At 28.7% G+C, this 13,841-nt stretch carries 15 protein-coding genes; 14 read left to right on the top strand and 1 reads right to left on the bottom strand.

Features of this window, described 5'->3' with window-relative positions; genetic code table 11:
• The first annotated feature begins 24 nt into the window (after positions 1-24).
• From SY27_RS02570 to SY27_RS02510, 14 genes are all read left to right on the top strand, one after another.
• Positions 25-759 (top strand): hypothetical protein, encoded by a 735-nt coding sequence (locus tag SY27_RS02570; RefSeq protein ID WP_045967118.1) that lies wholly within the window; start codon positions 25-27, stop codon positions 757-759.
• A gap of 66 nt (positions 760-825) precedes the next feature.
• A complete protein-coding gene (locus SY27_RS18070) occupies positions 826-1,845 on the top strand; it encodes a sensor histidine kinase (RefSeq protein WP_052705095.1) in 1,020 nt (339 codons plus the stop codon).
• A gap of 3 nt (positions 1,846-1,848) precedes the next feature.
• Entirely contained in the window at positions 1,849-2,601 is a 753-nt protein-coding gene (locus SY27_RS02560) for a LytTR family DNA-binding domain-containing protein (RefSeq protein WP_045967116.1), read from the top strand.
• Positions 2,602-2,661: 60 nt separating this feature from the next.
• Positions 2,662-3,243 (top strand): Crp/Fnr family transcriptional regulator, encoded by a 582-nt coding sequence (locus SY27_RS02555; protein ID WP_045967463.1) that lies wholly within the window; start codon positions 2,662-2,664, stop codon positions 3,241-3,243.
• 694 nt (positions 3,244-3,937) lie between these two features.
• Positions 3,938-4,531 carry a Crp/Fnr family transcriptional regulator gene (locus SY27_RS02550; RefSeq protein WP_045967114.1) on the top strand — a complete coding sequence of 198 codons (594 nt, stop codon included), beginning with the start codon at positions 3,938-3,940 and terminating at the stop codon, positions 4,529-4,531.
• 78 nt (positions 4,532-4,609) lie between these two features.
• Positions 4,610-4,792, top strand: coding sequence for a hypothetical protein (locus SY27_RS18640; RefSeq protein ID WP_152640685.1), 183 nt, complete (start codon positions 4,610-4,612; stop codon positions 4,790-4,792).
• A gap of 13 nt (positions 4,793-4,805) precedes the next feature.
• Entirely contained in the window at positions 4,806-5,225 is a 420-nt protein-coding gene (locus SY27_RS02545) for a hypothetical protein (RefSeq protein WP_045967113.1), read from the top strand.
• Between the two features lie 414 nt (positions 5,226-5,639).
• Positions 5,640-6,641 (top strand): L-tyrosine/L-tryptophan isonitrile synthase family protein, encoded by a 1,002-nt coding sequence (locus SY27_RS02540; RefSeq protein ID WP_045967112.1) that lies wholly within the window; start codon positions 5,640-5,642, stop codon positions 6,639-6,641.
• A gap of 13 nt (positions 6,642-6,654) precedes the next feature.
• On the top strand, positions 6,655-7,491 hold the full coding sequence (locus SY27_RS02535; protein ID WP_045967462.1) for a TauD/TfdA family dioxygenase: 837 nt from the start codon (positions 6,655-6,657) through the stop codon (positions 7,489-7,491).
• Positions 7,488-8,963, top strand: a complete 1,476-nt coding sequence (locus tag SY27_RS02530) for an FAD-binding protein (protein WP_045967111.1) — start codon at positions 7,488-7,490, stop codon at positions 8,961-8,963. Before SY27_RS02535 ends, SY27_RS02530 begins: the two co-directional genes overlap by 4 nt.
• Before the next feature lie 185 nt (positions 8,964-9,148).
• On the top strand, positions 9,149-9,967 hold the full coding sequence (locus SY27_RS02525; RefSeq protein WP_052705094.1) for a nuclear transport factor 2 family protein: 819 nt from the start codon (positions 9,149-9,151) through the stop codon (positions 9,965-9,967).
• 59 nt (positions 9,968-10,026) lie between these two features.
• Complete coding sequence (locus tag SY27_RS02520) at positions 10,027-10,233, top strand: tautomerase family protein (RefSeq protein ID WP_045967110.1); 207 nt, start codon at positions 10,027-10,029, stop codon at positions 10,231-10,233.
• A 320-nt stretch (positions 10,234-10,553) separates the two neighbouring features.
• Positions 10,554-11,216: an HAD family hydrolase gene (locus SY27_RS02515; protein WP_045967109.1), complete on the top strand. Its 663-nt coding sequence runs from the start codon at positions 10,554-10,556 to the stop codon at positions 11,214-11,216.
• 543 nt (positions 11,217-11,759) lie between these two features.
• Complete coding sequence (locus SY27_RS02510) at positions 11,760-12,782, top strand: hypothetical protein (RefSeq protein ID WP_045967107.1); 1,023 nt, start codon at positions 11,760-11,762, stop codon at positions 12,780-12,782.
• A 196-nt stretch (positions 12,783-12,978) separates the two neighbouring features.
• Here the strand turns inward: SY27_RS02510 and SY27_RS02505 are convergent, their stop codons facing one another.
• Positions 12,979-13,503, bottom strand: coding sequence for a hypothetical protein (locus SY27_RS02505; protein WP_152640684.1), 525 nt, complete (start codon positions 13,501-13,503; stop codon positions 12,979-12,981).
• Positions 13,504-13,841 lie beyond the last annotated feature (338 nt).

Genomic DNA, 13,841 nt, shown 5'->3' with positions numbered 1-13,841 from the left:
AATTATCAATTTAAAAACAAAAAAATGAGAACAACAGCATCAAAAGTAAAAGCACTTACAGCCTATTCAACACTAATGACAATTATTATGGCGTCACTATTTCTTTTTTCATTTCATAAAATGAAAAAAATAGAAAGTTTTGAAGAAATTAATGTGAAACGAATTAACATTCTAGAGAATGATGGAACTATTAGAATGGTAATTAGTAATAGAGAAAAACAACATTCAGGGAGAATGAATGGAAAAGATACAGAAAAAAGAGAAAGACCATCAGGAATGATATTTTTTAATGATGAAGGAGATGAATGTGGTGGTTTAATTTACCAATCTAAAAAAACAGAAGAAGGAATTATAGCTGGAATGTCTATATCTATGGATCAATATGAAAATGATCAGGTAGTACAATTATCAAATCAAGAATTTGTTAAAGAAGGCAAAATACAATCACAAAGAGGTTTACAAATTAATAATTACCCAGAAGAAAGTACTTATAGTAAAAGTAATGAATTAATAACTGAAGCTGAAAAGATTGAAGATGTTAAATTAAGAAAACAAAAGATGAATGAAATTCATAAAAAATATGGCAGTAAGCAACTTGTTTTCCTTGGTAAAACAAGAGGAAATTCGCAAGGATTATTTATAGCAAATTCAGATGGCCAATTAAAAATGATGATTTATGTTGATGATAAAGGTGAACCAAAATTTCAGACTATAAACGATAAAGGTGAAACAAAAGATTTTTTAATAGTAGAAAAATAATTTAAAAGATAAAAAAGTGTAGTTATTCGCTGCACTTTTTTATCTTTCAACCAATATATTTGCAAAATGAAGCAAGCAAAGATTATTTCACTTCTTAAAAATAGTATTGTCGTTTTAGTTATTATAATTATATTAAGTACTATTCAGACCTATACACTCCATCAAACTAAAAAATTTGGTAGTGTTGATTTTTATGACATTGATGGTCATATATTTAGTATAATTATTTCTATAATTTCCTTCCTAAGTACTTATTTATCTTGGAAAATTATTTCAAAAATATACACTCAAAGAATTATAAAAATTGGAATGACATTTTTATTAGCCTTATTGATCTTTTCTATAATGGTTAGTGTTTATTACGTTCTTTATAGATATTTAATTTACAATTTCAGTACAAGTATTAATATGATAATTGGCAATATAGTATTTGGAATAACAATGAATCACTTATATATTAGTGGATATACTATTGCTTATCTTCATTTTTCAAATTCTAAAAAACTAGCGGTTAATATTGAGCATTTAGAAAAAGAAAAGGAAGTTTTTAAATCAAAAATGTTACAAAAAAATTTAGAACCACATTTCTTATTTAATAACCTAAGTATATTATCTAGTTTAATCAAAAAGAAACCTGACGAAGTGGAAACTTTTATTGACAATTTTTCAGATGTATATCGCTACTATTTAAAGCATAATCAAAAAGAAATAGTAACATTGAGCGAAGAAATAAAGTTTATAAAATCATACATATTATTAATTCAGAAACGATTTAATAATGCTTATATTATACATATTAAAATAGAAAACGAATTAGGCTATATCTTACCTTGCTCTTTACAATTGTGTATTGAAAATGCAATAAAACATAATTACGGGAATGAAAATAATCCCTTAGAAGTATATTTAGAGCGAATTGAAGACACAATTATCATAAAAAACAAACTAAAACCAATAGAAACAAATACAAGTTCTTACATAGGCAATCAATATTTAAAAGATCAGTATAAATTATTATTCAATTGCACTTTAGAATTTGAAAAGACAGAAACAGAATATTTCGTTAGAATTCCTATTATAAAATAAATTATGAAAGTTATAATCATTGAAGATGAAGATCTAAATGCAGAAATAATAAGTAATCATCTTCAAAAATTTGATAGCTCAATAGAGATTGTTGCCCATTTAAAAAGCAAAGAAGAAATAAAAAAATGGTACAATGAAAACGATCAGGTAGATCTTGTTTTTTCAGATATAGAACTACTTGATGGAAATGTGTTTTCTGTATTAAGAAATGATCTTATCAAATGTCCTATTATTTTCACAACAGCTTATGACACTTTCTATCAAGATGCATTTGATGTAAATGGAATTGGCTACCTATTAAAACCTATAAGCTATAGCCGATTTGAAATTGCAATGCAAAAGCTTAAAACGTTACAAGGAAAAGAAAAAAACATAAACTGGGAAAAAATTGCCAATACTCTACTTAAAACAAACAAAGTATATAAAGAACGAATTATAGTTAAAAATAACAACGAAATAACTATTCTAAATGCTAATACTATTTCAGCATTTTTATCTGATTCAGGAAAATGTGTCGCTATTGATGAAAATGGAAAAGAGCATATATTTAGAGAAAAAATAAGTGATTTAGTTGATGAATTAAATCCTAATATTTTTTTTCAAATAAATAGAGGAGAAATAATAAACATCAATTACATTGAAAAAATAGAAACGTATTTCAATGATAGATTACTTATAAAAATAAAAAACTATAAAAATAAAGTAACAACCAGTACTTCAATTACGCCCGAATTTAAAAGATGGTTAGATAAATAATTGCTAAATTCTATTAAATTTGTAACAAAACAATATTCTCTTCTTATCCATTTATATTTGATGAAAGATCTACTTAAGCAAAACATCCTTAGTAACGTAAACTTTTCAGAAAATGAAATAGAGCAATTTTGTAACCTCTTTAAAGCAAAGAAAATAAAAAAGAAAAAATTTCTATTACAAAAAGGAGAAATTTGCAAGTTTGAAGGCTTTGTAAACAAAGGATTGTTTCACATTTACCATATTAACAAAAAAGGGGGAAAACAAGTACTCTATTTTGCAATTGAAAACTGGTGGGTTACAGACATTGATAGCTTTACAAATCAAAGCCCCTCTAACCTATTCATTGAAGCACTTGAAGACAGCGAAATACTCTTAATAGCTAAAAAAGATAAGGAATTTGCCTATGAAAATTTGCCGCAAGTAGAAAAATTGTTCCGGATAATGACACAAAAAACACATGTAGCACTACAAAGAAGAATGATAGATAACCTTAGTAAAACAGCTGATCAACGTTATCTCGATTTCATAACAAAATACCCCGACCTTCAATTACGACTCAGTAATCTGCAAATTGCTGCTTATTTAGGTATTAGCCACGAATTTTTAAGTAAAATTCGTAGAAAAATTACAAATAGTAAATAAGTTTATATTTATTGAACTAGTTCAATGTTTTTTACAATTATACATCGGAGATTTGTATTACAAACAAGTTCAAATATGAAAAACACATTTAAAACACTATCAATTCACATTATTTCAATAAGCTACAACAGTAATAATAATGTCTCAAATTTCTTAAAAACAAAATCCAAATCGAAATTTAAATCGAAATCCTAAAAGGTTTATTTCAAGAAGTGATACTTCTAAAAATTAAATAGATACGGGAATAATAAGCTAATAACATTAGCCTATTACGGATAGTATAGCATCATTATACAAGTAAACGTTACAATACAAAAAAATTAGAGTAACATAAAAATTCATAATAACGCACTACTCTAGTTTGTTATTGGAACCCAACAACTTCCAAACTTCCAAATTTGTAACATCAAAATGGAAACTAATCAAAAATCAGGATCAATACCACAATATTGTTCCTATAAAACTATAGGTAATGATCTCAAAAAAACTATCAAAATAACCAAAAATTAAAGGAAAAAGGAAAAAGGAAAAAAAGGAGTTCAAATAAACACTTGAACTCTTCATAAATTACCATATATAAACGATTACAATTCTGAAAATTATATCCAACAAAACGTTACAGAAGAATACTAAAAAACAAAGTCTTTTTTACAATTTCAATCGAATAAACTCACAGTATTAGCTTATAATTTTTATGACAAACCAACTTAAACAAAACATTCAAAAACATATAAACCTTTCCGATACTGAAATGGATCAATTCTGTAATTTATTTAAAATTAAGAAAATCAAGAAGAAAAAATTTTTATTACAAAAAGGAGAAATTTGCAAATTTGAAGGATTTGTAAACAAAGGGCTCTTTCAGGTTTACCACATCGACAAAAAAGGAGTAAAACAAGTACTCCATTTTGCTATAGAAGATTGGTGGATAACCGATATTGATAGCTTTACAAATCAAAAACCCTCTGGTTTATTTATTGAAGCACTAGAAGATAGCGAAATATTAATAATATCTAATGCAGACAAAGAATTTGCCTATGAAAACCTACCACAAGTAGAAAAATTGTTCCGAATAATGACCCAAAAATCGCATGTAGCATTACTAAGAAGAATGATAGACAATCTTAGCAAAACAGCAGATCAACGCTATATTGATTTTATAGAAAAATATCCTGAACTTCACAGACGACTCACCAATGTTCAAGTTGCAGCTTATCTTGGCATCAGTCATGAGTTTTTAAGCAAAATTCGCAGAAAAATCACAAAATGTCAAAAAAACAAACTGTAAAAATGATTTATTGAACTTGTTCAATGCATATAACATCAATAAACCTCAACTTTGCATTCATTAAAAAATAGAATAAAGATGAAGAACATTTTTAAACTACTATCAATCGTCATTTTGTTAACATGTAGTATAAGCTATAATAATAACGATGATTATTTAGTAAAAGAAAAGCAATCTCAATCCTCAGTAGCAATTGCAAGAGCTTTCTATCAAGAAGTCATTATAAGTAAAAACATTGAATACAAACAATCCATTTCCTAATTAAATTCAAACCATGAAAAAAATAATAGCACAAATAAGCCTCCTAACACTTTTTATTGCTTGCGAAAAAAAAGAAGGAGAAATTCTACCAACCACCACCACTAATGATTATAGCATTATAGGAAAAAAAGCAATCATTACCTATCCAGAATTAAAAGCAGAAGTTTTTTACATTTCAGATAGTACACTACACTGGAAAACAACAGATAGTGCAGGAAATATAGCCGAAGGAGACGAAAAAGTAAATTACAATCTGTTAAATCAAAATCAATTTTTTATTAATTGGATTGAAATAGATGGAACAACAATAAGTCAAGTAGTTGACACCAAAAGTAAAAAAGTAATCACTTATTTAAGCTATACAGACGAAGAAAGCCCAAGAGGGAAAAGGACAGGAATACCTATTGAAGGTAGTTTCGAATTCAATAATTAAACCACTAGTAACAACAATAAATATCATTAGACTTCTGAATATTCTCAGAAGTCTTTTTTAGTATTACTCCCTCCTATTTTAAAAAAATCAAACCCAAACTCCTTTTTCAATAAGGACAAACTATCAATGTTTTTTAAAACAAAATACCCTAAAAAAGGTAGTAAAACAATCCTTTTTATTGAACTAGTTCAATGTTTTTTACACACATAAAAACAAACTTTGTACTTCAAACAAACAAAAAATTAAGCAAAGTTAAATTCTAAAAATTACAAAAATTTTAAAAAAGTCAACTTTTTGAAGGGATAATTATTGCCATTTTTTAAAAAAAGAAAAAAGAAAAAACAATACACAACAAATCCACAAAAAGAAAACGCCCTATAATTAGAATTCACTTAAACTATCAAACAAATTATCATGGAAAAAATCAAAAAGGAAGCAGCCGTTAGTACCAATGAAGCAACCCATCTTGCCAAATCAGTTTTAAGTAGAGTTATGCAATTTCGAAGAATGATTGAAGAATGTCAAGACAATTGCACAACAGAATGTCCAAAATGTCATGCCCCACATAAAAACAAAGTGGCTACAGCAATAATGCAAAACAAAAAAATAAGATTTGTATTACCTGGGTTTCCAGGAAAATCTCCCAACCTAGCCAAAGTTTTAGGATATCTTCCAGACATGGCAGAAAAACAAGCATTACAATTTTTAAATGACCTATGCTCACAAATACAAGAAATTTACGAACCTGGAGCAGAAGTAATTATATGTTCAGACGGAAGGGTTTTTAGTGATATTGTGGGCATTTCAGAAGAACATTTAACCGCATATCAAATCGAAATTGACCGCCTCATAGATGAATTAAAGTTAACAGCACTTTCAACATTCAACCTCGATGATATAAAAAAAATACATGATTTTGATCAAGCACGTACAGAATTACTAAAAAACTACGGTCAAGATCTAAATCTTTTAAAAGATAAAATAAAAAGAGGAGGAAAAGATGCAATAGATCCAGATGATATAGAAGCCAACCGAATGTATTGCGGTCTTACTCGTTTTTTAGTTGAAGATCAAATGTTCCCTGGGCAAACACAATCTAAAAGTGCAATACAAAAAGAGTGTAAAGAAAAAGCCTACTTAGCCATTATACGAAGTAATGCTTGGACTGACTTAATTGCAGAAAAATTTCCCGATGCTATTCGTTTATCAATCCACCCACAAGCCTGTGGTGCCAAAAAAATTGGAATACAACTTTTAGGAATAGAAACTTGGACAACACCTTGGCACGCAGTAGCAGTAAACACAAACAAAGGATTCATACTAATGAAACACAGCGAAGTAAAAAAATTAAATTCAAAATTAGTACTTGACGAATATGGACGTTCTAGTCACTATGAGCTTATTTCACAAAATTAAAAAACAACAAAACATGAACTTTAAAACAACAAAATTAAATCCGTTCGGTCTATTGATCGAACCAATTAATGGAAAAACAAATATTCTCGATTTAGACATTAAAGAACTAAGAGAGATCCTATCCAATGAGCATTTAGTTGCTTTGAGAGGCTTTACAAGCTTTGCTAGCGCAGAAGAGTTTTCAGAATATTGCGAGAAATTTGGAGAAATTTGCCTTTGGCCTTTTGGAAAAGTCTTAGAACTTGTAGAAAAAGAAAATCCAGAAGATCATATTTTCGACAATAGTTATATTCCACTACATTGGGACGGCATGTATCGCAAACAAATTTGTGAAACACAAGTATTTCATTGCATAAACGCACCAGGAGAGAATAATGGCGGTGGAACCACATTTACCAACACCAAAAAAATTTTAGAAAACGCATCGGCAACCGAGAAAGAATATTGGGGTAAAATAACCTGTGAATATTCTCGAAAAATGGAGTTCTATGATAGTAAAACAATAGCTCCAATCATTGATAAACACTATGAAAAAGAATATTCAGTAATACGCTTTTGTGAACCACCAAACAGTAACGATACTTCTTTCGTAAATCACCCAGGCTTTGAAGTAAAAGGCATACCAGAAGATGAAGTGGCAAGTTTTATTCAAAACCTTAACCAAACCCTTTATTCACCACAATACCTATACACTCACCAATGGGAAACAGGAGATATTGTGTTTTCAGACAATAGTACATTATTACACGGAAGAGAACCTTTTACTAAAGGAGCACCAAGACATCTTAGACGCATACAACTACTTGGAACACCTCCACTAAACAATCCCCATCTAATATATACAAAATGAGAACAATAGAAACAGATATTTTCATAGTAGGTGCTGGACCAGTAGGACTAGCTTGTGCCTATTTAGCAGCGCTTTCAGGCTTAAAAACTACCATAATAGATAAATCGGAAGGACCATTAGAAGTAGGAAGAGCAGACGCACTCAATGCAAGAACATTGCAACTACTAGAAATTGTTGATTTATTTAAAGAACTATACCCACAGGGATTACCCTGCAACACCAGTTCAATTTGGGAAAAGGGAAAATTTGTCTCTCGTCAATCGAATTGGTGGGACGAACTTGAAGGTTGTTTCCACAAACATTTTTTAATGTTAGGACAAGCATTTATTGAAAAACTATTAGATGGAAAACTAAAAGCAATTAATGCTCCTGTAATCAGACAAACAAAAATAGAAACTATTCAAGTGACAGAAAAAGGATGTGAATGTACCCTTTCTAATGGAGATATTGTAAAATCAAACTATCTAATTGGAGCCGATGGGTCGCACTCCTTTGTTAGAAACCATTTCAACATACCGTTTGAAATTTCACGTCCACAAATTATATGGGCTGTAATCGATGCTGTTTTTGAAACCGATTTTACAAAAGTTCCAGAAATCATTGTTTTTCAATCGGAAACTTCAGACGTTGCTTGGATTCCTAGAGAAGGAAAAATAGACCGATTCTACATTAGAATGGACAGAAAAGATTTTGCTATAGAAGATGCAATGGAAAGAATAAATATTGCAATGGCACCACACACCATAAAAATTAAAGAACTCGTTTGGTTTTCACATTTCTCAGTAAAAGAATCTGTAGTCGAAAACTATATTATTCAAGACCGAGTAATTCTTGCAGGAGACGCCTGCCATATCCACTCAGTAAACGGAGGACAAGGCCTTAATACTGGTTTAGCAGATGCATTCAACTTAATTTGGAAAATCAGTATGATAGAAAATCATGGAGCCGACAGTAGCCTACTTCAATCCTATGAAAATGAAAGAAAACCAGTAGCACTAAGTGTAATAAAAAGTTCTGGAGAACTTGTTCGTTCAACAAAATATTCAGAAGATGGCACACACGCTAAAGATTATGTCAAAATTGTAGAAAAAAGAGCAGGAAACATTACAGGTATGGGAATTCGCTACAGTGAAAGTGGATTAGCGGGTTCAAGAATCTATGACATCGATGTAAACCATGGAAACAAACAATATCGTCTCTATACGCTTTTAAACTATACAAAGTTCACCCTACTCTGTTTTAGCAATAAAAAAATAGAAATAGAATTACCCGATTTTGTAGAATTAATACAAATTCAATCCAACAATTCAGCCAACGAACTTTGGACAGCAAGTGATTATTATAAAAATCAAATCATTTTAGTAAGACCCGATTCCTATATTGAAGCAGCGGGAACTTTAAATGAAATTGATGATTTAATAAATCATTTTCTCCATAAATACACTAAAAATGAAAATTCAATGCTCGTTTAATTAAAAAACAAACAGTCCAAAAAGTAAATATTATACGAGTTGTGATTTGAATTTACTGTAAAAGAAAATGATGATTTTTTTCTTGATATGAAATCACCATTAACAATAAGTTTGTTGCAAACGCATAATATCCGTTTTCTCTTGTAAAGCTTTACATAAAAAGCAACCAATAAATAAAACAAAGAATGACAAATAAAAGAAAAGCAAAAGCATATTATACCGCAGTGAACGCCTACGATGAGGCAACTATTGAGTATATGATACATGAAAACTATATTCAACACAATCTAAAAGTTCCAACTGGCAGAGCCGCATTTGTTGCCATGCTACCCAAACTAAAAGAGCATGGCAGTAAAATAGAAAATATTCGTATGCTAGAAGATGGTTCTCACATAATAATGCATCACAAATGGAAAAACGCAACTCCACTGGGTTGCAACGAAGCAGTGGCTTTTCATATCATCCGTTTCGATACCTTTGGAATCATTACAGAACATTGGAATGTAATGACAGAAACAACACCACTAAACCCATCTAAAAGATCTTTGTTTGACGGTGAAACGAAAATAAAAGATAAAGAAAAAACAGCAGCCAATAAATCAACTATAACAGCCCTATTTAATCAGCTCATTAGCAAAAACATAAACAAAACAATAGCAATCATACCTCAATATTTTAAAGCCAATTTTCAACAACATCATCCACAACTAGTAGATGGAATTCCTAGTTTGATAAAAGCCATCCAAGACGGTGTTTTCTTCCCACACTATAAAGAACAACATGCTATTTTTGGAGAAGGAAACTTTGTCCTTTCTATTAGCGAAGGAATATATGCTGGAAAAAAATCGGCATTATATGATCTTTTTCAAATGGAAAACGGACAAATTGCTGCACATTGGAACATTTATCAAGAAATTCCAACCCAAGACCTAGCCAACAATAATACCATGTTTAATTTTCAAAAAACAACAAAGAAAAGTACACAAAAACCAACCGTAGTTTAGAACATTTTTCTATAATAAAAGTACAAACAACAAGTATATAATTAATAAAAGAAAACAATATGCCATACCTATCATTCGAATCTGGTCAGCTCGACGAAAAAGTAAAACAAAAACTAATAGCACAATTAACACAACTATCAGTAGAAATTACTGGAATTCCGAAAGAATATTTCTTCGTTTCCATAAAAGAAATACCCGACAGCGACATTGCTGTTGGTGGAAAAACAGTAGAAGCAATGAAAAATGAATTGAAAAAAAACAAATAAAAATTGCAAGCAAAAAGGCTGTCTGAAAAGTAATGAAACTTGTCATTTCGGATTTATTTTGGAATCTAATGAATGCTGAAATTCTGTATTTTAAAGAAACAAGCACAAACAAAGTGAACTAACGTAGTAAACAAGTTTAGTTGAATAAGATCTAACTTTTGAGACAGCCTCTCATTAATTAAATAACAGCCCGATTTAAATCTAATAAAATATACGTTACTGGAAGTTTTTTCAAAAATAATTGAATTACTTTTAAAATTGAAAATATTATAAAAAAACACTTAAAACAAACTTCCAATAATTCAAAAAGCAAATAAGACATGACGATCCAAAAAAAATATGACGGAATACTATTCGATTTAGACGGAACCCTACTAAATACACTAGGAATTTATACCCATATCATGAACGAACTCTTGAAAAAAAATAATTTCCCAACACACACCTCAAAAAAATATCGAAAATTTATTGGCAATGGAGCCCAAAACTTCATAGCACAATGTCTTCCGCAAAACCATAGAAAAGAAGAAACAATAATGCAAATAGGAAAGGAATTTCATCTAAACTATCAAAACAACTACACAACACATTCCGAAGTTTATACAGGCATTTTAGAACTTCTGGAAACACTACAATCAACTGGAAAACCAATAGCACTGCTTTCTAATAAATCCCATGAACTCACTTGCAAATGTGCCGAACATTTTTTCCCAACAATAAAATTCAAACAAATAATAGGACAATCCGATAGCTATAAAAAACCAGATCCAAAAGGAGCATTAGCCATTGCAAACACATTAAAACTACCTCTAGATAAATTAGTTCTTGTTGGCGATACAGAAGTTGATATAGTAACCGCACAAAATGCAGATATCGATAGCATTGCCGTTACTTGGGGATTCAGAGATGAAGAAGAACTAAAAATAGTAGCCCCAAAATATATCCTTAGCGAAACCAATCAATTAAAAAACTATTTACTCTAAAAGAGTACCATTTCCACAAAAAAAGAAAACAAATGTTTTAAACCCAAATAATGTCTAATGCATAATTTGGGTTAAAACCAACAACAATACCCTTTTATTATTTTGTGAAATACCCCACACACAATACTATCTTTGAAAAAAAAACAATGAATTAAAATACTTCCTCAGTTCGTCTTTAGCTCGGGTTACTAAACTCCAAAATAAATAGAAAAAATGAAGTAAACCGACTCCGAATTCACCCTTATGGAATTATCAAAAAATTATGAAAGAGAAAATCAAGAGGCTATTATGCCTCTTTTTTTTAGAGTAGTTTTTCTGTTATTTTTTTAATGTTTAACTTCACTTTTAGGCATACTTGACCTTACCTATAAAATTATCTTTTACAAAAACTTATTTTTTAGCTTAAGCCAATTAATGTTGAATGATTACATTCAAAAAAGTTTTTTAGTGTAGCTTAAATACGCTATTTTTAATTGATTTTATAATACAAATTAAAATAAATGGAGGTTTTATACAAACTGACGCTGTACATAATTTAAAGAAATGCTTAAATCAAATCTAACATTAATATTTATTCTTTTTCATTTTTTTTTATTTAGTCAATCAAAAGTTAATCCAACCGAATTAACCTTTGAAAAAAAGAATATTCCTGAAAAGATTAAAAAAATCACTCAGTATAAATCAGATACTATTATAAATATTCGCGAATTTGATTCAGTAAAAAATTTGATATTTAGTTATTCAAATGAATATGTTGGTGAAAATTGGAATAATAAATATTTAACAACTATACGAGCAAATATTTTTGAAAAAAACAACAAAATATCTAAAAAATATTATCTCCATTCTAACGTTGGAATAAATATTGATTACTATGAGTATGATAAAAATGGTTTTAATAAAAAAATATATACGAAGAACAATAATTTTGAAGATGATGAAAAATTAACTAATACAAATCCATATTCTTACATCTTTAAAATTGAATCTATAAATGATTTGATAAATAATGATGAAATAATCCGAATTGAAGAACTTGCAGATAAATATTTAGAATTCGAAAAAGAATATGACTCAATTGGAAATTTAATTAAAGAAATGTCTTTTAATAGTTTAAATCAAAAAGAATGGACAGAACATTCTTTTTATGATGATGACAATAATTTAATATATTCTGTTTCTGAAGAATCTCAAAATACTTTTAATTTTTTATATTCTTACAACAAAAATAAGCTTTCACAAAGTGTAAGAATTTCTCAAGATAAAATCAAAATGTTAAAAAAAGTTGATTATATAATGCTATATAAATATGATAAAAAAGGCAGATTAATAAAAGAAATGATAATACGAGATGGTAAAGTAGATTATAAATATGATTATAAATACGGGAAAGATGATTACATTAAAAAAATAATTACATATCTGTATAACTCTCAAAAACCATCTATAATTCAAGAATTTTATTATAATGAAAAAGGAAGTATCATTAAAGAAAAAATAAAATATTATAGATCAAATGAAAAAATTGTAAATAAATATTTCTACAAATATGAATTCTATAAATAAAAACTACGTGAACACAGCTAAGGTTTTATTGCATGCGAAGCAAAAACAATGAATTAAAATACTTCCTCAGTTCGTCTTTAGCTCGGGTTACTAAACTCCAAAATAAATAGAAAAAATGAAGCAAACCGTTTATATTCTCACTACAATGTTTAATATATAATTTGGTTTTAACTGTAAGTTGATAGAAGAGTTGACATTACTTATTAACTAATGCTTTCTCTAATAATTTATGCTGAAGCTCTAAAGTTTTAAGTTTTATTTTTAACTGAGTTTGTTCATATAGACTGTACCTCTTTACCGTTTCCATAGCTTTACGTTCTATTATTTTTAAGGTTTCATATTCAAAATCCACAAACTTTTTTTTAGACAATGCTAAATTTACAAAATCTATTGTTCGCATTGCTGCTTGGTATTTGTTTTCTGTTTCTTTATACTTTTTTTGTAAACGAAATTGCTTTATAACAACATCTTTTAATTCTGCTTCTAACTTTACAAGTTGTTCTTGTATTTGTTGTTTTTCAATTGTTTTTCTATGGAGACTTTCCAATGGCAATTCACTGGCAACCTTTAATAAAAAACCAAATTTTTCTCTCGATTTAACAGGTAAACCACGATATCCTATTTTATGCATAGACCATTGGCTCCTACTTACATTAAGCAACATTGCCATTTCTTCTTGTGGTATCAGCATTTTTGCTTTAAAAATGGTTTCTTTTTTCATATCTAAATTATTTTGTAGTGATGTTTTACTTTCGTTCCTAAAATTTGTGTCTTTAATTTTCAAAAAATAAATTTGCCACGCTTTTTGTTGCAAATTTTATTTTTTTTTTGAATTTGCAACAAAAAGCGTGGCAAATTGAAATAAAAAAAAGAAATGACACAAGAATTATAAAAATATGGAACACTACTTTATCGAAAAACAAAAAAGATGCCAATCTAAATTTTTTAAAAAAATTATAAATCAGTTTTACTAAAAAACAAAAAATTGTAAGAATTTAAAAAAAAATGTATATTTGTATTAGAATGAAATTCCTAAAAAACATATTACGTTTGCCTTTT

Origin of the sequence: Flavobacterium sp. 316 (assembly GCF_000967805.1) — a bacterium.
GTDB classification, from domain to species: Bacteria; Bacteroidota; Bacteroidia; order Flavobacteriales; family Flavobacteriaceae; genus Flavobacterium; species Flavobacterium sediminilitoris.
This window is presented reverse-complemented; position numbering and strand designations above follow the sequence as displayed.

Excerpts from the sequence above, each read along its gene's own strand:
- SY27_RS02520 (WP_045967110.1), top strand. The coding sequence starts at position 10,027 with ATGCCATACCTATCATTCGAATCTGGTCAGCTCGACGAAAAAGTAAAA.
- SY27_RS02510 (WP_045967107.1), top strand. The coding sequence starts at position 11,760 with ATGCTTAAATCAAATCTAACATTAATATTTATTCTTTTTCATTTTTTT.
- SY27_RS02550 (WP_045967114.1), top strand. The coding sequence starts at position 3,938 with ATGACAAACCAACTTAAACAAAACATTCAAAAACATATAAACCTTTCC.
- SY27_RS02535 (WP_045967462.1), top strand. The coding sequence starts at position 6,655 with ATGAACTTTAAAACAACAAAATTAAATCCGTTCGGTCTATTGATCGAA.
- SY27_RS02555 (WP_045967463.1), top strand. The coding sequence starts at position 2,662 with ATGAAAGATCTACTTAAGCAAAACATCCTTAGTAACGTAAACTTTTCA.
- SY27_RS02505 (WP_152640684.1), bottom strand. The coding sequence starts at position 13,503 with ATGAAAAAAGAAACCATTTTTAAAGCAAAAATGCTGATACCACAAGAA.
- SY27_RS02530 (WP_045967111.1), top strand. The coding sequence starts at position 7,488 with ATGAGAACAATAGAAACAGATATTTTCATAGTAGGTGCTGGACCAGTA.
- SY27_RS02560 (WP_045967116.1), top strand. The coding sequence starts at position 1,849 with ATGAAAGTTATAATCATTGAAGATGAAGATCTAAATGCAGAAATAATA.
- SY27_RS02540 (WP_045967112.1), top strand. The coding sequence starts at position 5,640 with ATGGAAAAAATCAAAAAGGAAGCAGCCGTTAGTACCAATGAAGCAACC.
- SY27_RS18640 (WP_152640685.1), top strand. The coding sequence starts at position 4,610 with ATGAAGAACATTTTTAAACTACTATCAATCGTCATTTTGTTAACATGT.
- SY27_RS02515 (WP_045967109.1), top strand. The coding sequence starts at position 10,554 with ATGACGATCCAAAAAAAATATGACGGAATACTATTCGATTTAGACGGA.
- SY27_RS02525 (WP_052705094.1), top strand. The coding sequence starts at position 9,149 with ATGACAAATAAAAGAAAAGCAAAAGCATATTATACCGCAGTGAACGCC.
- SY27_RS02570 (WP_045967118.1), top strand. The coding sequence starts at position 25 with ATGAGAACAACAGCATCAAAAGTAAAAGCACTTACAGCCTATTCAACA.
- SY27_RS18070 (WP_052705095.1), top strand. The coding sequence starts at position 826 with ATGAAGCAAGCAAAGATTATTTCACTTCTTAAAAATAGTATTGTCGTT.
- SY27_RS02545 (WP_045967113.1), top strand. The coding sequence starts at position 4,806 with ATGAAAAAAATAATAGCACAAATAAGCCTCCTAACACTTTTTATTGCT.